The sequence below is a fragment of the Aminobacter sp. SR38 genome (assembly GCF_014843375.1).
Lineage (GTDB): Bacteria > Pseudomonadota > Alphaproteobacteria > Rhizobiales > Rhizobiaceae > Aminobacter > Aminobacter ciceronei.
This window is the reverse complement of the sequence record NZ_CP062112.1, coordinates 5,459,796-5,481,203: the sequence shown is the minus strand read 5'-3', so window position 1 is coordinate 5,481,203 and position 21,408 is coordinate 5,459,796. Positions and strand designations below refer to the sequence as shown.

General features: G+C 59.1%; 19 protein-coding genes. 7 read left to right on the top strand and 12 right to left on the bottom strand.

Annotated features, from left to right (window positions below; all coding sequences use genetic code 11):
- Positions 1-4: 4 nt before the first annotated feature.
- Together IG197_RS26855 and IG197_RS26850 are read right to left on the bottom strand one after the other, a co-directional pair.
- Complete coding sequence (locus IG197_RS26855) at positions 5-1,276, bottom strand: MgtC/SapB family protein (protein WP_192315938.1); 1,272 nt, start codon at positions 1,274-1,276, stop codon at positions 5-7.
- 26 nt (positions 1,277-1,302) lie between these two features.
- The gene (locus tag IG197_RS26850) at positions 1,303-3,171 is read right to left on the bottom strand and encodes a heavy metal translocating P-type ATPase (RefSeq protein WP_192315936.1); all 1,869 of its coding nucleotides are present in this window, start codon (positions 3,169-3,171) and stop codon (positions 1,303-1,305) included.
- A 306-nt stretch (positions 3,172-3,477) separates the two neighbouring features.
- Between IG197_RS26850 and arcD the strand changes: the two genes are divergently transcribed.
- The 5 genes from arcD to IG197_RS26825 all read left to right on the top strand — a co-directional run bounded on the left by arcD (position 3,478) and on the right by IG197_RS26825 (position 9,027).
- Complete coding sequence (arcD, locus tag IG197_RS26845; RefSeq protein ID WP_192315934.1) at positions 3,478-4,947, top strand: arginine-ornithine antiporter; 1,470 nt, start codon at positions 3,478-3,480, stop codon at positions 4,945-4,947.
- A gap of 21 nt (positions 4,948-4,968) precedes the next feature.
- Positions 4,969-6,186 (top strand): arginine deiminase, encoded by a 1,218-nt coding sequence (locus IG197_RS26840; protein ID WP_192315933.1) that lies wholly within the window; start codon positions 4,969-4,971, stop codon positions 6,184-6,186.
- Positions 6,187-6,198: 12 nt separating this feature from the next.
- On the top strand, positions 6,199-7,200 hold the full coding sequence (gene argF, locus IG197_RS26835; RefSeq protein WP_192315931.1) for an ornithine carbamoyltransferase: 1,002 nt from the start codon (positions 6,199-6,201) through the stop codon (positions 7,198-7,200).
- Between the two features lies 1 nt (position 7,201).
- Positions 7,202-8,146 carry a carbamate kinase gene (gene arcC / locus IG197_RS26830; protein ID WP_192315929.1) on the top strand — a complete coding sequence of 315 codons (945 nt, stop codon included), beginning with the start codon at positions 7,202-7,204 and terminating at the stop codon, positions 8,144-8,146.
- Positions 8,147-8,217: 71 nt separating this feature from the next.
- Positions 8,218-9,027 (top strand): universal stress protein, encoded by an 810-nt coding sequence (locus IG197_RS26825; RefSeq protein ID WP_192315927.1) that lies wholly within the window; start codon positions 8,218-8,220, stop codon positions 9,025-9,027.
- Positions 9,028-9,154: 127 nt separating this feature from the next.
- On the opposite strand, the gene groL is transcribed toward IG197_RS26825, so the two are convergent.
- Positions 9,155-10,777, bottom strand: a complete 1,623-nt coding sequence (groL, locus tag IG197_RS26820) for a chaperonin GroEL (RefSeq protein WP_192315925.1) — start codon at positions 10,775-10,777, stop codon at positions 9,155-9,157.
- A 49-nt stretch (positions 10,778-10,826) separates the two neighbouring features.
- Complete coding sequence (locus tag IG197_RS26815; protein ID WP_192315923.1) at positions 10,827-11,171, bottom strand: hypothetical protein; 345 nt, start codon at positions 11,169-11,171, stop codon at positions 10,827-10,829.
- A 128-nt stretch (positions 11,172-11,299) separates the two neighbouring features.
- Between IG197_RS26815 and IG197_RS26810 the strand changes: the two genes are divergently transcribed.
- A complete protein-coding gene (locus tag IG197_RS26810) occupies positions 11,300-14,026 on the top strand; it encodes a bifunctional acetate--CoA ligase family protein/GNAT family N-acetyltransferase (protein ID WP_192315921.1) in 2,727 nt (908 codons plus the stop codon).
- 4 nt (positions 14,027-14,030) lie between these two features.
- Here the strand turns inward: IG197_RS26810 and IG197_RS26805 are convergent, their stop codons facing one another.
- On the bottom strand, positions 14,031-15,566 hold the full coding sequence (locus IG197_RS26805; RefSeq protein ID WP_192315919.1) for a bifunctional aminoglycoside phosphotransferase/ATP-binding protein: 1,536 nt from the start codon (positions 15,564-15,566) through the stop codon (positions 14,031-14,033).
- A 51-nt stretch (positions 15,567-15,617) separates the two neighbouring features.
- The gene (locus tag IG197_RS26800; RefSeq protein ID WP_067961394.1) at positions 15,618-16,019 is read right to left on the bottom strand and encodes a cytochrome c; all 402 of its coding nucleotides are present in this window, start codon (positions 16,017-16,019) and stop codon (positions 15,618-15,620) included.
- 163 nt (positions 16,020-16,182) lie between these two features.
- Between IG197_RS26800 and IG197_RS26795 the strand changes: the two genes are divergently transcribed.
- Positions 16,183-17,019 carry a universal stress protein gene (locus IG197_RS26795; RefSeq protein ID WP_154383998.1) on the top strand — a complete coding sequence of 279 codons (837 nt, stop codon included), beginning with the start codon at positions 16,183-16,185 and terminating at the stop codon, positions 17,017-17,019.
- A gap of 64 nt (positions 17,020-17,083) precedes the next feature.
- On the opposite strand, the gene IG197_RS26790 is transcribed toward IG197_RS26795, so the two are convergent.
- The 6 genes from IG197_RS26790 to IG197_RS26765 all read right to left on the bottom strand — a co-directional run bounded on the left by IG197_RS26790 (position 17,084) and on the right by IG197_RS26765 (position 21,405).
- The gene (locus tag IG197_RS26790) at positions 17,084-17,545 is read right to left on the bottom strand and encodes a pyridoxamine 5'-phosphate oxidase family protein (protein ID WP_192315917.1); all 462 of its coding nucleotides are present in this window, start codon (positions 17,543-17,545) and stop codon (positions 17,084-17,086) included.
- A 23-nt stretch (positions 17,546-17,568) separates the two neighbouring features.
- Positions 17,569-18,501, bottom strand: coding sequence for a carbamate kinase (locus IG197_RS26785; RefSeq protein ID WP_192315915.1), 933 nt, complete (start codon positions 18,499-18,501; stop codon positions 17,569-17,571).
- A gap of 65 nt (positions 18,502-18,566) precedes the next feature.
- Positions 18,567-19,316 (bottom strand): SDR family NAD(P)-dependent oxidoreductase, encoded by a 750-nt coding sequence (locus IG197_RS26780; RefSeq protein ID WP_192315913.1) that lies wholly within the window; start codon positions 19,314-19,316, stop codon positions 18,567-18,569.
- Between the two features lie 11 nt (positions 19,317-19,327).
- Positions 19,328-20,164, bottom strand: coding sequence for a universal stress protein (locus IG197_RS26775; protein ID WP_192315911.1), 837 nt, complete (start codon positions 20,162-20,164; stop codon positions 19,328-19,330).
- A 147-nt stretch (positions 20,165-20,311) separates the two neighbouring features.
- Positions 20,312-20,929, bottom strand: a complete 618-nt coding sequence (locus tag IG197_RS26770; RefSeq protein ID WP_371746497.1) for a phosphoribosyltransferase — start codon at positions 20,927-20,929, stop codon at positions 20,312-20,314.
- A gap of 50 nt (positions 20,930-20,979) precedes the next feature.
- The gene (locus IG197_RS26765) at positions 20,980-21,405 is read right to left on the bottom strand and encodes a DUF2267 domain-containing protein (protein ID WP_067961380.1); all 426 of its coding nucleotides are present in this window, start codon (positions 21,403-21,405) and stop codon (positions 20,980-20,982) included.
- Positions 21,406-21,408: the final 3 nt, after the last annotated feature.

Genomic DNA, 21,408 nt, shown 5'->3' with positions numbered 1-21,408 from the left:
CGCGTCAAATTGACGACGACCAGGACATGGCACCCGTAAGGAAAAAGACAGCCGTGCCTAACGCCATGGCTATGAGCGTCGCCAGAAGCAGGCCTCCGGCAAAACGACCAGGTCCGGCAATCGCAGCCATTCCTATGCGCCCCAACGCATTCGCCGCAAGTGCCACCAGCACAGCCCAAGCAGCAGTCTGAGTGGAAGTCGGCCCCGCCACCAGGCGAAGAGCGCTCAGTACGGCAACGTCGACATCGAAGAGGCCGGAAAGCGTCGAGACCGCAAGCACCCCTCTGCTTCCAATCAAGCCTGCCATCCATGCACTTGCTACCGACGCAATTGAAAAGAGGACTGCAAACGCGAGCAATGGGTAGAGTTCGAACGGATTGCGCACCAAATTGCTATCGACCTTCTGATCACCGTAGGCTGACAAGAAGAAGCCACCCACGCAGCCGAACCCGACAGCGGCAGCGAGGGCTGATGTTGCAATGAGCCCGGCCACGGCCGGCTCCAGGACAAGGACCACGACGACCACTCGAATGATGGAGACGGCTGCTGCAAGACACGCTGCTCCAACCAATGTTAGCACGCCTCCCGAAGTCCTGGCGGAGCGAGCCAAGGCTATGGTGACTGCTGTCGACGAAACGACAGCGCCTGTCACGGAACTGACGACCAGACCACGCCTGGCTCCGAGAATGCGTACGGCGACATAGCCCGCGTACGAGATCCCGGCGATTAGAATGGTGAAGACCCAAACCTCGCGAGGATTGAAACCTCCCCATGGGTCAACCGCCTTGTCGGGCAGCAGTGGCAGCACGACTGTCGTCATGACGGCTAGCACAAGTGCCGAGCGCAACTCGATCCAAGTCAGTCGCCGAAGCAGCCCGTGCAGAACCTCCCGGCTTGCTAGGGTCGCAGCCAAAACGCCGCCCCCAGCTGCCGCGGCACGGTAGTCGCCCACAACAGCCAATGCCCCCAGTGAGAAAACCCCCAGGCCGGCCACGACCCCGGTGACGCTGAAGTCCTCGTCATGTGCCGCCTCCCGCGCTTTGTACCAAGACAGAACGGCGGCAAATCCAAGGAAGCCCGCAACCAGCACTGCCGGCGCTTGTACGGCTTGGCTGAGGGCAGCGATAACACCACCAAGAAGCCCAGAAATCCCGAATGTCCGAATGCCTGCAGTGCGGCTTCGATCAGGCTCGTTCCGTTCTTGCCACCCACGCTCGAGGCCAACCAGGAGCCCGATCGCGAGCGCAAGTCCGAGACGTGCTATGGCACCATCCATTGGTCACCTGCTGTCGAAGCGGCTTGTCATTGGTATCCCACTTTGCGTTTCCCATGGTTGCCGAGTGCCCGCAAAGCATTGAGGATGACCGCAACGTCTATCGCCTCCTGAAGAAGCGCCCCAGAGACAGGCGAAAGAAAGCCAAAGGCCGCGGCGATCATCGCCAATGCAGATAGCCCGATGCCAGCCACGATGCTTTGTCTTGCGATCATGGTAGTCCGGCTCGCGATTTCAACCGCCGTCGCCACAGCCCCTAAGCTGTCTGTCAGGACGACCACATCTGCAGCCTCGGATGAGGCTGTTGCTCCGCGAGCCCCCATCGCAACACCCACTGTGGCCATCGCTAGTGCTGGAGCATCGTTGATGCCGTCGCCGACCATCATGGTAGCTGCCTTGCTGCTCTCGGCATTCACAACAGCCACCTTGTCAGCGGGTGACGCGTCCGCAACGACGAGGTCCAGCGGGAGAGTGGCCGCTATCCGATTGGCGGCATCTGCATCATCGCCTGTCAGCATTATGCTGCGCCTCACGCCGGCATTCCGAAGCCGGGTCACGGCTGAAACCGCATCCGCCCGAAGGCCGTCGCCAAGAACCAAGACTGCCGCAAGGCGGCCCTCGACGGCCATGTACACAACAAGAACCGGATGCCCCTGATATCGGGACACCACCCGTTCCGCCCAAGCCGGGGGCGCTGAAGCCGCCAAGATTAGGGACCGGGAACCAGCGGAGACCCTGGTTCCTGAAATGGTTCCGATCAACCCCGATCCTCTATGCTCACAAACGCTATCAGGGCGCGTCAAGGTGAGCCCCCTGTTTCTAGCGAGGGCAACGATCGCTGAGGCGAGAACGTGGTGAGATGCCTGTTCTAGGGAACCCAACAAACCTAGAAGTTCATCTTCGTCTCTTCCCGGGGCAATTTGCATCTCGATCAGTTGAGCGCCGCCATGGGTGAGTGTGCCTGTCTTGTCGAAGATGGCAGTCCTTACTTTTGCGAGGGCTTCCAGCGCCGTGCTGCCCTTCATCAGAACACCCTGACGTGCCGCGCGGGAGACTCCGGCTATGAAAGCGATCGGCGCCGCGAGAATGAGCGGACACGGTGTTGCCACGACCAGGACGGCGAGTGCTCGCACTGGGTCACCTGAAACATGCCACGCGGCAGCTGCCACGATCAGCGTGAGGGGCAACAACACCAACGCAAATCGGTCGGCCATGCGGATGAATGGTGCTTTGGCAGTCTGAGCCGCCTCGACCATTCTGACGATGCCGGCATAGGTGCTTTCCGCTGCGACGGCAGTGGCGCGCATGTGAAACATTTCTCCTGCGTTCACTGTGCCGCTGCGGACTGCATCTCCTTGCTTGCATGCCTTTAAGAACGGCTCCCCGGTGATGGCGGACTCATCGATCCTGGTGTCATCATCGAGCAGCACGCCATCGACGGGCAGCACCTCGCCGGCCCGAACCATCAAATCGTCTCCAACCGAGACGCTCTCGATTGAAATGCTCTCGAGGATCTCGCCGCGGCGGCGGTGAGCAATCCTCGGTGACCGGTCAGTCAAGGCCTTCAGGTCACTTTGGGCACGACCACGAGCATAGTCCTCAAGGACATTGCCCCCCATGTACATGATCGCGACAACTATTGCGGCCAAATCCTCACCGAGCCAAAGCGCCGCACTCATTGACACAAGAGCAATGGCATCGACACCAAAACGACCAGCCCACAGATCTCGGACAATGGAGAGTGCGAGGGCGGCGACCACCGGGGCGCTTGCGAAGGCCCAAATGCTGTCAGCCAGATTTTCCATGCCGAGCTGAAAATGTGTCGCAAACCCAGCGGCGAGCCCTAAAACGGCGATCGCCAGTAAGATCTTTCTGAGCAAGGGTTCGTTGACGGGCATGTTCCCTCGATCGCTTTGCACGACAACAGGTACGAGTCTGCCGTCGCCATTCCGACTTCAGACGGCAGCCGCGTCCCGCATACGTTCAAGTCACATTGCGACAAGATCGTCCGAGAGGACGCTACCTTCGGTTTGACTATCGGAGCGTTGCGCAAGCGCCTTGATCCACGTCAATTTGAATCCGCGCTCGCTCCGACCTCAAACCAAAACACTGCACGCACTCCAGCGATTTGACGCGCGTCAAAGCCGAACGGCCAATTGCAGCGCACTCTGCCAACAATTGGTCTGCACTTTGGGAGACGCACCATGGCTGCCACAGACATCTCTTCCGCACCTAACTCCGCCGCCGCGACAGCAAACCAGACCAAGCTGCGCCTGGGCCCATTGACGGCCCTTGTCATCGGTTCGATGGTCGGATCCGGGGTGTTCAGCCTGCCGCAAAACATGGCCGCTGGCGCAGGTCCTCTTGCCATTGTGATTGGCTGGGCCATTACCGCCATCGGCATGCTGGCATTGGTGTTCGTCTATCAGTCTCTTGCGACCCGCAAGCCAGAACTTGATGCCGGGCCATATGCCTATGCGAAAGCAGGGTTCGGACCGTTCGTCGGCTTTAACAGCGCCTGGGGCTATTGGATCAGCGCCTGGGTCGGCAATGTTTCATACGCTGTGATCGTATTCAGCGCACTTTCCTACTTCTTTCCTGCCTTCGGCGATGGAAACACATGGCAGGCCGTAGTAGGCGCATCAGCCCTGCTGTGGGCAATCCATTTCCTCATCATGGCTGGCGTTCGGCAAGCTGCACTCGTCAACCTGATCGTGACGGCAGCCAAGATCGCTCCCATCGTCCTGTTCATCGGCATCGTCGTCGTGGCATTCAAGGTGGACGTATTCAATGCCGACTTCACTGGGCTTGGAAATGCCAGCCTCGGTTCAATCATGAACCAGGTGAAGAGCACGATGCTGGTGACGTTGTGGGTATTCATCGGCATCGAAGGCGCCAGTGTCTTCTCGGCTCGCGCCGAGAAGCGCAGGGACATTGCCAAGGCCACCGTCTTTGGCTTCCTAGCCTGCCTTGCCCTCTACGCACTGGTGTCCCTGTTGTCGCTCGGCATCATCAGTCAGCCGCAACTGGCTGCACTGAAGAACCCCTCGATGGCAGGCGTTCTAGAGGCCGTGGTCGGTCCGTGGGGTGCCATACTTATCAATCTGGCATTGGTTGTTTCAGTGGTCGGCGCATTCCTGAGCTGGACGTTGCTCGCAGCTGAGGTGCCGCATATCGCGGGTAAAGACGGCACCATGCCGGCCTTCTTCGGTCATGAAAACGACCGTGGCGTTCCGTCCGTATCGCTCTTCGTGACCAACATTCTGGTGCAAGCCTTCCTCATCATTACGCTGTTTGCGCAGAGCACCTACCAAGCTTTGTTCTTCATCGCTTCGACGGCTATCCTTGTCCCCTATATCTTCTCTGGTGCTTACGCCGCAAAGCTGGCGATACAAGGCGACAGCTATGGTGCCAGCGAAAACCGTAATGCGCCTATGCTTATGGGGCTGTTGGCCACGGCATACGGGCTGTGGCTCGTCTATGCCGCCGGGCTTTCGTACCTGTTCATGTGCGCTGTGCTCTACGCCCCAGGGATCGTCTTTTACGTCTGGGCACGTCGGGAAAACAGCCAACGGATCTTTCGACCTGCGGAAGCTGCGATCGCCGCCGTGTTGGTCGGGGTCGCCATCTATGCGGCGTACCAGATGTGGACGGGTGCGGTGAGCGCGCTCTGACCCATTCCGAAAGGTTTAGCTATGGCCGAACTCGGCGTTCATTCCGAAACCGGTCGGTTGCGCGAAGTCATCGTGCATCGGCCTGACCTCAGCCTCCGCCGTCTCACACCAGGGAACTGCAAGGCGCTTTTGTTCGATGACGTACTATGGGTCAGGCGCGCACGTCAGGAGCACGACATTTTCGTGGATTCGCTCCGCGAGCGCGGCGTGACCGTGCACCTCTTCGGTGAGCTGTTGGCCGAGACTATGGCAATCCCTGAAGCCCGCGACTGGCTGCTCGACCGCAGGGTGGACGCGTCGGTGGTTGGCCATGACATGGTCAGCGAGCTTCGTGGCTGGCTCGACCCCATGCCCGCAGAGCAGCTTTCATCGCTTCTTGTGGGCGGAATAACTCGCGCCGAACTGCCGTTCGACCCCGCTGGCCTGACGGGCAAGACACTGCTTGCAGAAGACTTTGTACTGCCTCCGCTGCCCAACCAACTTTTCACTCGCGACAGCTCCTGCTGGATCTATCGGTCCGTGTCGGTGAATCCGATGTATTGGCCAGCGCGCAAGCCGGAGGCAGTCAATGTCGAAGCGGTCTATCGTTTCCATCAGCGTTTTCGAGCCGCCGGCGTGCCCTTTGTTTCGCCAGACAAGCCCGGTCCAAATGTGAGTCTGGAGGGCGGCGATGTCATGCCTATCGGCAATGGCGTGGTCCTTGTCGGAATGGGCGAACGAACCACTCCACAAGCCGTGGGCGGCCTCGCGCGAAACCTCTTTTCGGCCGGAGAAGCTACCCAGGTGATCGCGGCGCTTATGCCCCGCGATCGGTCCTTCATGCATCTCGATACTGTCTTTACCTTGTGCGACCGCGACCTCGCGACAATGTTCCCGGCGGTGGTCGGGCGGCTTCAGACTTTTTCGCTGCGCCCAGGTGAAGGCATCAATTCCGTCGATGTTGTCGAGGAGCGCAGGCCCTTCACGGAAGTGGTCACAGAGGCGCTCAATCTGAAAACCCTGCGCATCGTCGAAACTGGTGGTGATGCACCCGAAGCCGAGCGAGAGCAATGGGATGACGGCAACAACGTCGTTGCGATCGAGCCGGGTGTCGTCATCGGTTACGACCGCAACGTCTACACCAACACGCAGCTGCGGCGCGCAGGCATCGAGGTCATAACGATCGAAGGCAGCGAGCTGAGCCGCGGCCGCGGTGGAGGCCATTGCATGACGTGCCCGATATCTCGAGATCCGAATTAAGAGGAGATCACCATGCCCGTAAACTTGCATGGGCGTAACGTCCTGACGCTTGATGATTTCTCCGGCCAGGAGATCCGATATCTGCTTCGGCTTGCCGCAGATCTGAAGGCCGCCAAGCAAGCGGGAACCGAAAAGCCGCGGCTGACACGCAAGAACATCGCCCTGATTTTTGAGAAAGATTCGACCCGCACCCGATCGGGCTTCGAGGTCGCGGCCTATGACCAGGGCGCGCATGTTACCTACATCGGGCCGTCAGGAAGCCATATCGGTCACAAGGAATCGATGAAGGACACCGCACGGGTGCTGGGCCGCATGTACGATGCCATCGAGTACAGGGGCTACAGTCAGCACCAGGTCGAGTTGTTGGCGGCCTATGCGGGGGTCCCAGTATACAACGGACTCACTGACGAAGCGCATCCAACCCAAATCCTCGCCGATTTCATGACGATGCGGGAATTCACCCACAAACATCTCTCGGACATGACGATCGCATTCGTCGGAGAAGGCAGAGACAATGTTGCCCAGTCGCTGGCGATAGGTGCAAGCAAGCTTGGTATGGATATCCGGATCGCGTCTCCCCGAGAGCTGTGGCCCGACAATAATTTCTGCGCCCACGTGAAAGAGGTGGCCGAACGAAGAGGCGGCCAGTTCAGGATCGACGACGACGTGCAGGCCTGCGTCAAGGGAGCTGACTTCATCTACACCGACGTTTGGCTTTCTTTGGGTGAGGACGAAGGCGGCTGGGGCGAGCGGATCAAGTTGCTGACACCTTTTCGGGTCACCCGCGATCTGATGGCTGCGACAGGAAACCCTCACACGAAGTTCATGCATTGTCTGCCAGCGTTCCACGATACCGAGACGGCGGTCGGGGCGCATATCGAACGCGAATACGGCATTGACTGCATGGAGGTCGAGAATGCCGTTTTCGAGTCCGAGGCTTCGATCGTGTTCGATCAGGCGGAGAACCGCATGCATTCGATCAAAGCCATCCTCTTGGCAACGATCGGCAGCTGAAATGCGTATCGTTGTGGCGCTTGGAGGCAACGCCCTATTGAAGCGAGGCGAACCGATGACGGCAGAAAACCAGCGCGCCAACATCAGAAGAGCTGCCCGGTCACTCGCCGACCTCGTGAGCCAGGGCCATGCCCTGGTGATCACTCATGGAAACGGTCCGCAGGTCGGGCTGCTTGCCCTGCAGGCGGCCGCGTCTTCGGGCGAGCCATTTCCACTGGACGTGCTCGACGCAGAAAGTGCAGGAATGATCGGCTATGTTCTTCAACAGGAACTTGGCAACGTCATGAGAGATCGGCATTTCGCCACCCTTCTCACCCAGGTCAAAGTCAATCCGCACGACCCTGCCTTCAGCAAGCCGACGAAACCGATCGGACCAATGTATGATAAGGCGATGGCGACAAAGCTGGCTGCCGAACGGGGCTGGCACATCGCGCCTGACGGCGAGAAGTGGCGGCGTGTCGTTGCCTCGCCGAAACCGCTTGAAATCCTGGAAGTCCAGGTGATCAGCTTCCTGACCGAGGGCGGCGTGACCGTTATCTGCGCCGGCGGGGGAGGCATTCCGGTAGTCGAGCTGAGCGACGGAAGCCTAGCCGGGATCGAAGCAGTCATCGACAAGGATTTGGCATCTTCCCTACTGGCGCGACAGCTTGATGCGGACTTCTTGCTCATGCTGACGGACGTAGATGCTGCCTACGAAAATTGGGGGACGCCACGCGCTCGCCCCCTCGATCAGGTCAGTGTTTCCGAGCTCTCGCTGGATGACTTCGCTCCTGGCTCGATGCGTCCGAAAATGGCCGCGGCCATCGAGTTCGCGCATGCAACAGGTCGGCCTGGCGCAATCGGACGTCTCGAAGACGCTTCGGCCATCGTGGCCGGAACTAGGGGCACCCGGATTCACGCGCATGACGTGGCGCACAACCCATCTTCGACAGGGATTGTCAATTGATCCGCGTCAAGGCGTTCACCCCTGCTTGCGCCATTGTAGATCGAGTTGGATCCTGATTTCGAGGCGCAGAAATGAGCTACAAATCCGTCCTTGTGAACATCGATATCGACGGACCGGTCATTCCGATTGTGACGGTGGCAATCGATATCGCGAGATCCCACGACGCAAGATTGATCGGTCTCTGTGGGGCCGACGCACCGCTGCCTATGGCTGGGGTCATGACAGCGGAAGCATGGCAACAGATGCGGGACAACATCGAGAAGCGCTTCACGAAAGTGCGGGCAGAGTTTGAGCGGTTGACCACGGGATCGGTGCGGACCGAATGGCGGCAGAGCCTGACCAACCCCACCCATGCAGTGGTCCAGGCAGCCCAGTCAGCGGACCTCATCGTCATGGCGGCTTCAGAGGGCGCGGCTACCGGAGATTCCTATAAGCACGCCAGTCCCGCGAGTGTCGTTCTTCGTGCGGGCCGTCCGGTTTTGGTCGTGCGCGACAAGGTGGAGCAGTTTGGTGCCGAGCGCATCGTTGTGGCATGGAAGGACACACGCGAAGCCCGACGCGCCGTAGCCGACGCACTGCCTCTGCTTGTCGCGGCCAAAGAAGTGACGGTGGTGACCGTGACGGCTGAGGCAGATCAAGTCATTCGAGATGGCCTAAACAATGTAGTCGCTTTCCTGGCGGAACATGGCATCAAAGCCACGCCAAGATTGATCGAAAGCCCCGATGAATATCTCATGTTGTTCAATTTCATCGACCGTAGCGGTGCTGACCTCGTGGTGTCGGGCGCGTACGGGCACAGCCGATTGAGAGAGTGGGCGTTTGGTGGGGTCACGCGCGCATTGCTCGATGAAGCCCGGCTCAATCGGTTCTTGTCAAGTTGAGAGCATTTCGCCCAACCGCGCGGATCGAAAGCCCAAGAAGAGCGGCTTTCGGTCCTTCTTCGTTGAAGAGTTTCGTCGGCAGTTATTGAGCGTCCGCTGACAGCTGAACATTAGTCAGCGCATCCGACTACATCGACATGTTCGTGTCGGTCGGTCGAACTCCCTTTTCTTCGGGAATCTCCGTCATCGTGGCTTCGGTCAGCAGCAACGTGCTAGCTACCGAAACTGCATTTTCCAACGCAATGCGCACGACCTTGGTCGGATCGATGATACCCGCCTCGACGAGATCGACATACTGCTTGCGACCAGCGTCAAAGCCGAAATTGTCTTTCCCTTCCAGCATTCTCGCAACGACGACACCACCATCGACTGCGGAATTCTCCGCTATCTGGCGCACCGGAATTTCGAGCGCCCGTTTCAAGATCTGCACTCCCGTACGCTCGTCGCCGTCAACGAGCTTCTCTTCCTCCTCGACAGCCGTCGTACAGCGCAGGAGTGCAAGCCCGCCACCGGGAACGATGCCCTCTGCGATAGCTGCCTTGGTGGCGCTGATTGCGTCGTCCAAGGCCTCTTTTCGTGATTTCATCTCGGATTCGGTGGGAGCCCCCACCTTGATTACCGCAACGCCCCCAGTGAGCTTTGCGAGCCGCTCCTGCAGCTTTTCGCGATCATAATCGCTGGTGGTATTCTCTATCTCCCGGCGAATCTGCTCGATCCTGGCATCAATTGCCTTGCGCTTTCCGCCGCCGCCTACGATTGTCGTGTTTTCCTTGTCGCACACGACGCGGCGGGCACGGCCGAGTTGCTCGACCGAGACATTTTCAAGCTTGATACCCAACTGCTCCGAGATGAGCTGTCCTCCCGTCAGAACTGCGATGTCCTCAAGCATTGCCTTACGCCTGTCGCCGAAACCTGGCGCCTTGACGGCACAGCTCTTCAGTGTCCCGCGGATGTGGTTGACGATGAGCGTCGCAAGAGCATCTCCCTCAACCTCCTCGGCCACGATCAGAAGAGGCGCGCCGGACTTGGCCACGGCCTCGAGAAGCTTAACCAGATCGTTCAGCGTACCAATCTTGCGGTCCACGACCATTACAAGCGCGTCCTCAAGGACCGCCTCCATCTTCTCCGTATCAGTCGCGAAATATGGTGAAAGGTAACCACGGTCGAACTGCATGCCCTCGACCACGTCGAGGACTGTCTCCGTCGTCTTTGCCTCTTCAACGGTGATGACACCGTCATCGCCGACTTTCTCCATGGCCGCTCCAATCAGTTCGCCAATCCCGGCATCATTGTGCGCCGAGATCGCAGCGACCTGTTCCCTTTCCCATCGGGTCTGAACCGGTTTGGAAGCTGCCTTCAATGCTTCGATCGCTCTTTTCGCAGCGCGATCGAGACCTCGCTTGATATCGATGGCGCTGGCACCTGCCACGACGTTTCGAACGCCATCAGCGAGCATCGCTTGAGCAAGAATGGTCGAAGTGCTGGTTCCGTCACCCACCATCTCGCCCGTTTTTTCGGCTGCCTGCCTGAGCATCCGGGCTCCGAGATTTTCCTCCGGATCCCTGAGGTCGAACTCTTTGGCGATCGTAACGCCATCATTGCAGACTATTGGCGGACCCCATTTTGCCTCGATCAGAACCGACTTCGAACGCGGTCCGAGTGTAACTCGAACCGCGTCGGCGAGCTGGGCAGCGCCTCGCAATATCTTCTCGCGAGCCTCCGAACGAAACAACACTTGTTTGTGAGCCATTGCGTGATCCTTTTGAAGGTCTCGAGATTGCCGGATCCGTCAGGATGCTTCACTTGGTCGTCGGCGATTTCTGGGCATTGCCACCCATCATCCCAGTGCCGCATCCGGATGGCATGTGTTCCCATTCGGAGTCTTGTGGCAGGGTGATCCCCAGTTCCGCTGCGCGTTTCTGCATGGCCTCGTGGTGCTCGGCCCGGATAGCGTCGCATTCCTCGTCGGACTTTGCGCTACGCATCCGGTCCATCATCGTGGCCATCTCATCCGCGGACATCATTTGGTGACCTTGGAACATCAACGGGCCACGCATCTGGGCCAGAGTCCCTGGGACTTCGCTGGTCAGGGCAACAATCGCGACTGCAGCAACCAGCATGAGCTTGGTGAACTGCATGTTCATTTGGTTCCTCCTTTTTCACAAATGAAGCACGGGTTGACCCGACGAGCCTTGATGCATGTCAATCTGAACGGCGACATCGGGAATTGATCTAGGGCAATGCGTCCTGCAACGCGGAGCCGTACTGGTCCATGGAGGAGGAAGTCGCTTTGACCATCCGCAACCTGGAATTCGTGCTGCATCCCAGATCGATCGCCATATTCGGCGCATCGACCCGGCCCGGCTCGGTAGGCGCGGTGGTCATAGAGAACATTGTCCAGGGAGGGTTCGAAGGACCGATCTGGCCAGTCAATCCAAAGTATCGTGAGATCGCGGGCAGACCTTGCTATCGAAGCGCCAAAGAACTTCCCGAGGCACCCGATCTCAGCGTGATCGTTACCCCTGCCGAAACGGTTCCAGGCATTGTCCGGGATCTCGGCAACATAGGCAGCAAGGCGGCTGTCGTAATCACTGCCGGCCTGACGGTGGAAAACGGCCTCAAGCAGGCAATGCTCGAGGCCGCAAAGCCCAATCTGTTTCGAATAGTTGGGCCTAACACGCTTGGCTTGCTCACGCCCAAGCTGAAACTCAACGCCAGCTTTTCGCATTGCAATGCGTCCCCGGGCGGCATCGCGCTGCTTTCCCAGTCCGGGGCGATCGTGACAGCGCTGGTAGACTGGTCACTCGACAACAATGTCGGCTTTTCCCACATCGTGTCCCTGGGCGACATGGCCGATGTTGATGTTGGCGACTACCTCGACCTGCTCGCCAGTGACCCGTCCACGCATGCGATCCTGATGTACCTGGAAACTATCCCCCATCCGCGGAAATTCATGTCGGCTGCACGGGCGGCAGCTCGGCTCAAACCGGTGGTCGCGATAAAATCAGGCCGACATGATCAGGCTGCAAAGGCGGCCATGACACACACTGGCGCACTTGCCGGCGGTGACCGCGCGGTCAGCGCTGCTTTCACCCGGGCGGGAATTCTTCGCGTCGGAGGTCTCATTGAGCTGTTCGATGCGGCAGAGATACTAGCTCTTCTGGGGCCGCTTCAACAAACCCGCCTAGGCATCGTAACCAATGGCGGTGGTGCCGGAGTCCTCGCGGTCGACGACTTGCTTGATCGTCGCTGTGAACTCGCTGCGTTCGCTCCCGCGACGGTTGAACGCCTTAACGCCTGTCTGCCGTCGACCTGGTCGAAAGGAAACCCGGTAGACATCATCGGTGACGCATCGCCACGTAGATATGCCGAAGCCATTGAAGCCGTCGCAGCCGACCCCGGAACCGATGCCCTGATGGTTCTAAATTGCCCGACTGGCCTCGCCTCTTCGACCGATGCGGCATTGGCCGTTTCTTCAATCGCCCGAAGCGGAAAGATAGACGGAAAGCCGTTGATCACCTGCTGGCTTGGAGAAAGCACGGCACGACAGGGGCGGCACCTTTTGCAGAACGCCGGGGTCCCGAGTTTCGAGACTCCGGCTGAGGCAGCTCAGGCAGCATCATATCTCAGCGAGTGGTCGCGAGCCCAGGCCGCATTGATGCGAGTGCCGCCGGAGTCCGGGAGCGCTTACATGGCTGACCGCTCCCACGCGATAGCAATCTTCCGGGCGGCTGCGGCTGATGGACGGCAAATGTTGACGGAGGCCGAAGCGAAGGAGCTGATCGCGGCATATGGCATTGCAACGCCAAAGACCGTAGTCGCAAAGTCACCCGCAGATGTCGAGAAGGCTGCGGCAGCTATGCTCCTGAGTGCCGACAAGGTCGTCGTCAAGCTTGTGTCCAGGGACATCTCTCACAAATCAGACGTTGGCGGGGTGGCTCTCGACCTGGGTTCTGCTGAAGCTGCGCGGGATGCCGCCGAGGCCATCTGCCTTCGCGTACAGCACTCTGCGCCTGATGCGTCGGTGGACGGTTTCACTGTCCAGCCCATGATTAGCAGACGGAGCGCATACGAACTGCTCGTAGGCATCCATCAAGACCCGATTTTCGGGCCTGTGATTATGTTCGGAAGCGGCGGCGTTGCCGTTGAATTGCTTGACGACACGGCAGTGTCTTTGCCTCCGCTCGACGACGTATTGGCCGGAGATCTCATCGACAATACGCGGGCAGGCCGATTGTTGGCAGGATATCGTGATCGCGAACCAGCCAATCGAGCCGCCATATTGGGTACCTTGGACAGTGTTTCGCGACTGGTCGTCGACTTTCGCTGCATCAAGTCAATGGACATTAATCCTCTGTTGTCGGATCGCGAGGGAGCGGTCGCCCTGGATGCCCGCATTCAGTTCGATCCATCGTTGGTCGAGGACCCCGCACCCAATGCCGATCTCGTCATTCGTCCATATCCATCAATGTGGGAGCGAGACATCGAGGTCAAAGGGCAGCGATACATCATCCGGCCGATCAAGCCGACAGATGTCGCACTCTATCCGGCATTCCTGGCTAAGGTCACGCGGGAAGACATGCGGCTACGATTTCTCAGTCCTCGCAAGCATTTTCCAGACCAGATGCTAAAGCGGATGACCCAGCTCGACTACGACCGCGAGATAGCCTTCGTAGTCATTGCGCGTGGTGGTGACGAGCTTGCCGGCATCGGTCGCCTCTCATGCGACCCGGATCACGTCGTCGCAGAATATGCGCTGCTCGTCCGAACGGATCTGCAGGGCCAGGGCATCGGCTGGGAATTGCTCAACCAGCTTATCGACTATGCCCGTGAGGACGGAATCGCCAAGATCGAAGGCATGATGCTTGCCGAGAACCACAAGATGCTGTCGATGTGCCGCGTCCTGGGATTTATGATCCAGCATGAAGTCGATGACCCCGGCCTCTGCCGGGCATCGCTGCGGCTGAAACCTCGCGCGAATGCCGAAGCCAACGACTGACTGTTCAGCAGGAAACCCCGCGATCCGTGGCGACCAGAATGTCTGAGACAACGCCGGCAGGTGTCTGGGCGGCATTCAGTCTTTGCCAGCCGACATCGGCAACCGACCTGCGAAGCTGACGCGACAGCACGTCCACCGTCGCATCTGACACGCCCCCACTTCGCTCGCTCACCCGCGACCAAAGCAGGTTGGCATCGGCCTCCAACCAAAATCCCGCAAACGGCACCCCCCGTTCTGTAGCGCAGAGTTCCATTCTGTTCCTGTCTTTCGGACGCTCGAAAACGGCATCTGCCACCACCGACGCCCCCTGAGACAGGATAAGTCCTGCACGCCAGGCCATCTCCGCATAAACGCGCTCGGAAACTTCGGGAGCATAGGCCCTTTCAGGCAGCCGGGTTTCGGGTGCCACACCATGAAGGATTTTCCGAATGCGATCACTTTCGACGACGCGTGCGCCTGGCGGAGCTCCAATATGTGCTGCAAGCGCTTCTGCGACCGTTGTCTTGCCGGAGCCGCTGAGGCCACCAATCGCCACGAGACGGGGCGGGCAAGCGGCCAGAAGCTGACGCGCGAGTTTGAAGTACGATCGTGCATCCGCTGCAAGTCGCGTCTTTTGGGGCCCGCCTTCTTCAGCCTGCGTGGCAGTGACGTGTGCGCGTACAGCTGCACGGATTGCCATTAGCAGCGGCAGGAGTACGAAACCGTCCTCATCGTCTGCTTCATCGAGATAGCGGTTCGCAACCAGGTTAGAAAACTCGTGCAGCCCCCGATGCCAAAGGTCCATCAACAAAAACGCAAGGTCGTAGAGGACATCGACGGTAGAGATGTCGTCGTTGAACTCGATGCAGTCGAACAGACGTGGCTTGCCCTGGAAGAGGCAGATGTTGCGCAAGTGAAGGTCGCCATGGCATCGACGCACCTTTCCATGTCGTTCCCGACTGTCTAGCAGCCCCCCCTGCCGTTGTAGGGCTGTCCGGAAGAGGCCATCGAACTCCTCGACCTCGGATCTGGAGAACACATGGCTCGTGCCGAACCCTGCAAGATTGATGTCGAGCACGCGCTGAAGATTGGCAGCACCTCCGCAGCCATGGGCCACAGGCGCATCACGATGGAATCTAATGATCGTATGGGCAACGTCGGTCATCAGTTGCGGTGTCAATTCATCTGCCACTGCCATCTTGTCGAGCAAGGCAGATTGATCGAAACGTCGCATCTCGACCACAGCGTCAATGAGATCTCCCCTTCCATCAAACTCCAGACGGCCGTCAGGCCTTCGCGTCAACCGTCTCACCCCGAGATAAAGCTCCGGTGCCGTCTTTGAGTTGCGTTCCACCTCCAGCTGACAAACAGCAAGCCTACGATCCGCCGATGAGAAGTCCACGTACGGAAGCTGCACCGCCCGCTTCATCTTGAACGCGCGATCTCCTGCAAGGAAAACGCGGGAAATGTGCGTCTCAATCATTTCCACGGGCCGCGGATCACCATGGCTGGTGGCATCCATCAAGAAATCGACTGCTGCGACCTGGTTATCGGTGATCATTATCCATGCCCTCGATCCGTCCTGTGGCCTCAGGAAGCAACGCTTTCGTTTTCACCTCTGCAGGCTCTCGATGAACGTTGCCAGCTCGTGAATTCTCTCCTGCGTCACGACGGGTCCGTCATCCGGACCATAAAGGCGTTTGTCGCTTAGAAGGAATTGCTGCCCCCAGACTGGCATGTCGCGCTCGCCATGGCCTGGAACAACATAGCGGCCGTCAATTGTTGCCATCACACGCCGATACGGAAACTCTTCACCGTTCTTTTCGGCAAGCTGCGTCAGATCAGTCGGTGCGCTTCGTAGTTCCGCAGCCAAAGGACCATCGCCCCGCCCGCCACTTCCATGGCAGGCCGCGCATGAATTTAGAAACTCAGTTTCCCCGTAGCTCATCTCTTGAGCATGAAGAGAAATTGAGCTGCCTGAAATCAATACAGCGACTGTGATCAAGCGTTTCATATGGCGACCTCAGCCCATCGGGTTGGAGCCTAATGTCCCGGTCATGCGTAACCTTGATACGGATCAAATCACATGCGCTTTCACGAATTGACGTAGAGCAAGGAATGTTCCGATCCTGGGCGCTATCAGAAGACCTGGTTTCAATTGACTGAGGATTCAAGCCATGGCCTTCAAGACAATTCTAACGGTTACCGGCACCCACCGCGGCGACAACGACATCAAGTTGGCCGCCTCCTTGTGCGCGGAGGTGGACGCTCATCTTTCCGTGCTTGCCGTGACGCTCGCGGCACCTCCGCCCATTGGCGACTACGCAGCGCCGATGTCCGATGCCTGGATGGAAGAGCGGCGCGCCGATCTCGAGAGGCTTGATACGAGGACGGCCGAGGTCACGCGATTGCTAGCCAGCGCCGCGATTTCGGCGGATGTTTCCAACGCCTATCCTGAAATGGCCTGGGCCGACGAGATCATCGGACGGCGCGCGCGATATTCTGATCTGACCTTCGTCGGTCCGGATCTGCTGTCAGGAGGAACGCTCAGGGACAAGACGATTGAGGGTGCGCTCTTCTCGTCGGGCAAGCCAATGCTGTTGTCGCCCGAGGGCAGCAAGCCGACGCTGCGGCCCAGGAAGGTGATGGTTGCATGGGATTCGCGCATCGAAGCCTCGCGCGCAGTTCGGGAGGCTATCGACATCCTGAGGGCCGCAGACGACGTGCATCTGGTCCTCGTCGATCCGCTTGAGGGTGAAGGCCGTCAGGGCGACGAGCCCGGAGCCGATGTTGCGACCTATCTGGCCCGCCACGGCGCAAAGGTCACGGTCGACAGGTTGCCGAGTTCAGGGCAAAAAGTCGCCGATGTGCTGAAGCGGCATGCCTCGGACATGTCCGCTGAACTGATCGTGATGGGCGCATATGGCCACTCCCGCCTGCGGGAGAAGATCTTCGGCGGCGTAACCAAATCGATCCTGGAAGACGTTTCAATCCCGGTATTGATGGCACGCTGAACTTAAGCTGCGGGGTCGGTGGGAGAGATCGAACCGGCCCCGCGCGTCAGATTGCCAACATCCTTCAAGATTGCTCCCCCTCGACAGCCTCCCGGCCCGATACTTGTTCGACGTAAATCCGGAAGAAAAGGTGGGATGAATGCTGGGCAATGGGACGCTGATCGGGTTTCAGACCGCCTGGCTCCCACCAGTTCACATGTTTGCTGAGCAGGTTCCAGGCATGCTCCTGATCGATCTTGTTCTGCGGCGTGTCGCCTTTCAACTCCTCGAATCGGCCATCGACCAGCACGCTGCGCCACTCTCGGCCACTTCCCCTTTCGTCGACCAGCACGCAAACGCAGGGATTGGCTCGCATGAAGTCTATCTTCTTTCCAGGCATAGAGAACGCGTAAAGCCTGCTGTCTGAGTAACAGAAGTAGAACGGCACAACATATGGCCGTCCGTCCTTGGAACAACCAAGGTGGCCGAAATGACTGCGAGCCAAAATCTTGCTGCAGTCAAGAGTAGACAAAGAACGAACCCACATGACCTCACCTCCGTAAGGTTGAATCAGCGCGGCCAGAAGTCGATCGCGCCTGCCATGGTTGGCACAACACGTGTCCCGGCCTCCCGTGACAGGACATGTTCCACATTCGAAATCGATCCGATGGCAGCCCATCTGTGCGATGCCTCGACGAAGTCGCATGCGGCCTTCACCTTAGGCCCCATCGAAGACGGATCGAAGGCCAGCGTTCCCAACGACGCGGGAGTGGCTTGTCTGATTTGTCGCTGTTCCGGTTTGCCATAGTCCGTGGCAACCGACAGCACGTCCGTCAGAAACAGCAATCCGTCGGCATCCAATTCTCGTGCCAGGAGCGAAGCGAATTCGTCTTTGTCCGGCAGGGCCTCCATCCCGTGCAACTCACCACCAGAGCCCGCAGCGACGGGTACGGGGCCGCACATGACAACTGCCGTACCAGACCCGAGCATAGATTTCGCTGCGCCAATCTCGATGGTCTCTAGAAGGCGGGGAACTGGGACAACACGTCGATACTCGCCGTCAAAATCCGCAAATTGCCAGCCACGCAGCTGGCGCAATTGATGGGCGTAGGTCCGTTCGTAGAAGGGTCCGATGGGCTTCGCCGGCTTCCCAAAAGCCTCGTCATCGGCATTGACCAGCACCTGCGCCATGTGCGCGACAACGTGTCGGTCGCTCCCGAGTTTGTTCCGCAACTCTCGAGCCAGCAGATACCCTGTCTCACCCCCAGCTTGAGCGCACAGCAGATCGAGACGCGTAGGTTCGGCGACCCTGTAGGAAAACGACTGCAGTGCGAGCATCGCCAACTGTGGGCCGCTGCCGTGAGCGATCACCACGTCGTGTTCCCTAAACACGGGCGCGAGCCACATGGCGGCCATGGCGGCGTTTTCGCGCTGGTTCTCGGCCGTGATCGCCTGCCCTTTGCGCAAGAGGGCATTCCCACCCAAGGAAACCACAAGTCTCATGTTGTGCCTCCGCAGTTTGTGTTCGCCGTTGGCAATCGGGGAGGTTCGCGATGCCGTGAGGGCGACTATCGCGACGTGTAACCTCCGTCGACCAGATGATAGCTGCCCGTTATGAAGCTTGCTCTTTCGGACAAGAGGAAGCAGGTCAGCGCCGCGACCTCACGCGCAGATCCGAGGCGGTTCAACGGGTGCAGGGCCGCCAGCTGTCCGATCGTCTCATCGTCCAGGTTCTTTTTGAGGAGTGGGGTGTCGATAAACGCTGGGCCGACGGCGTTAACGCGAACATTCTTCGCTGCATATTCAATGGCTACCGCTTTCGTCAATCCAACCAGAGCGTGCTTTGCAGCAACATATGCGCAAGCCTTGCTCCAACCCACCGACCCCAGGATGGAAGACATATTGACGATCGCTCCTCCGCCGGACTTCAGCATGGCCGGAAGCTGGAACTTGATGCAGTAGAAAACACCATCGAGATTCACTTCCATCACGCTTAGCCAATTATCGATCGGATAGTCGGCCGTTTCGGTATCCACGCCGCCTATGCCCGCATTGTTGACCGCAAGGTGAAGGCCTCCGAACGTCTCCACGGCGAACCGGACCATCTGTTCAACTGATCGTGGATCAGCAACGTCGACCTGACAGGCGTGGGCTTCGCCATTTTCAGCCACGATGGCTTGTGCCACGCGTGCCGCTGAGTGGATGTCGATGTCTGCCACAACAACCTTGGCACCGCCCGCGGCAAGCTCTCGAGCCACAGCCTCGCCTATGCCCGATCCAGCTCCGGTGACAAGCGCGACTTTACTCGAGAACTCCATGGCCGCGTTCCTCAATGCGACATCAGTATCGGCAGACGCAGGTCTGTCAGCACGCCTTCCGTCGCCCCTCCAAGCACGAAGTCACGAACCCTGGAATGGCCGTATCCCCCCATCACCAGGAGGTCCGTACCCAGCTCTATCGCCCGTTCCTGCAAGGTGATTGCGATCGGGCAGTCTTCGGATTTGATGTCTGCGGCATCCGCGTTGAGCCCACGCTTTCTCAATGAAGCGACCAGCTTTTCGCCGATGTCGGCTGCCTTCAGCGGCTTTTCGTCGACTATCGTGAGAACATGGATCCTGGAGGCGTGCGTCAGGAGTGGTAATGCATCGGCCACGGCGCGAGCTGCCACGCGGCTGCCGTCCCATGCGATCGCGATGTGCTCGATCTTGGCTGCGCTGGCCGAGTCGGGCAGCAGGATGGTTGGCCGGCCGGAGTCGAAAATGACCCCTTCCGCAATCATTCTGGAGGTCTGGTTGTTCGGCTCCCACCCCACGAGCGCAAAGTCATGATACCTAGCATGGGTTGCCGCATTTTCACCCTGAAGCGCGAGAAGGACGGCCTCGGAAGCAGTGGTGACGGCAACGCCCTGTCGCGATCCTTCTTCGACCACTTTCGCGAGAAGGTGATCGCCGGCTTTGCGACTGACTGCCTCGGCCTCCCGGATTCGCGCCGGGACATCGATCAGAATTCGTGACAATGGACTCGAAACGTGTGGGATCTCCGCATGAATCGCTAGAACATGCAGGTCGGCATGCAGCTGTTGCGCGACAGCGACGGCATTGACGGCGACGGCATCCGAGTTTGGATCAGGATATGTCGCGAGTGGCAGAAAAATCTGGGTTTTCATGCTGCGTCTCCTTGAGCAACGTTTCAGGAAGCCACATCGACCTGAACATGGTCAGAATGAGCGTTCCGGGAGATCTTCGCCTTGACGTAGAGCAAACATTTGCAGATGCACCGCAACTGCCCGAGAGAAGAAGACATCGGAATTGTCTTATCGAGGATGCCGAAGCCTTCGCTCTTCGTTGGCTGCCCGAAGCGCATTCATCGCGTCCTCATCCGTCAGCTGAGGGAAACTGCGATAGTGGTAGCTCAGGGCGCGAAAGCGGCCTGGCGCACTCAAGCAGAAGACTTGGTCGGCCTCCTGTCGGAGAACGTCAAGCGCGTCGGACGGTGCGACAGGGAGTGCCACGACGGTACGTGTCGGCCCCCGCCGCTTGACCGCGCGCAAGGCGACTTTCAGGGTCGCCCCTGTGGCGGCACCGTCGTCGACCAAGACCGCAGTTCTGCCAGCCAGTGAATGGGAGCGGGTGACCCCTCGAAAAAGCCTGCTGCGCCGCTCCAGTTCCGGACGCTCTGCGTTCACCAGCGCAGCAAGTTCCTCGTCTCCCAGGGAATACGCTTCGACGATTTCGCGGTTCACGACCACATCCGGAGGCGTGCCATCGACGATTGCAGCGACAGCCAATTCCGCGTTCCCCGGCGCGCCAACTTTGCGGACAATGAGCACGTCGAGAGGAGCATCGAGCGCACTAGCGACGGCTGCGGCCACTGGGATGCCCCCACGGGGAAGCGCCAGAACAACGGGCTTGGCCAGCTTGGCGCCAAGCAATTCAAGCCCCAGCCTTTCGCCCGCCTCTTGCCTATCTCGGAACATTGCCGTCATTCCGGCCAAAGGTGTCGAAGCGACTTGCGCATCGAATTCTTCACCTGGACGATTTCACCATGGGAAAGATGCCGATCGAGGAGCCTGAATACGGCTGCAATACCTTCCTCGATGTCGACCTCGGGCTGTTCGTTCAAGGACTTCGAGATTCGGAGCACAAAGTCACGTTTGTCACGCTCCACGGCGGGCGACTTCGCTGGATCCCAGCCTTCGAAATAGATTCCTCGGATCATCTCAGGTAGCTGCGAAGAAAGATCCGCGGCCTCCTCTGGCGACAGCCAGTCGCGCAACGCCTGAAGCACTGCCCTCATCAAACGATGAGAGAGGTTTTCCGGCCAGCCGAGATCGGCAGCCAGTTCATTCACCCATTGCTGAGCTTGCTGGGCGGAGTGTGAGAAGTTGGGCTTTGATGCGTGTCCCATGAG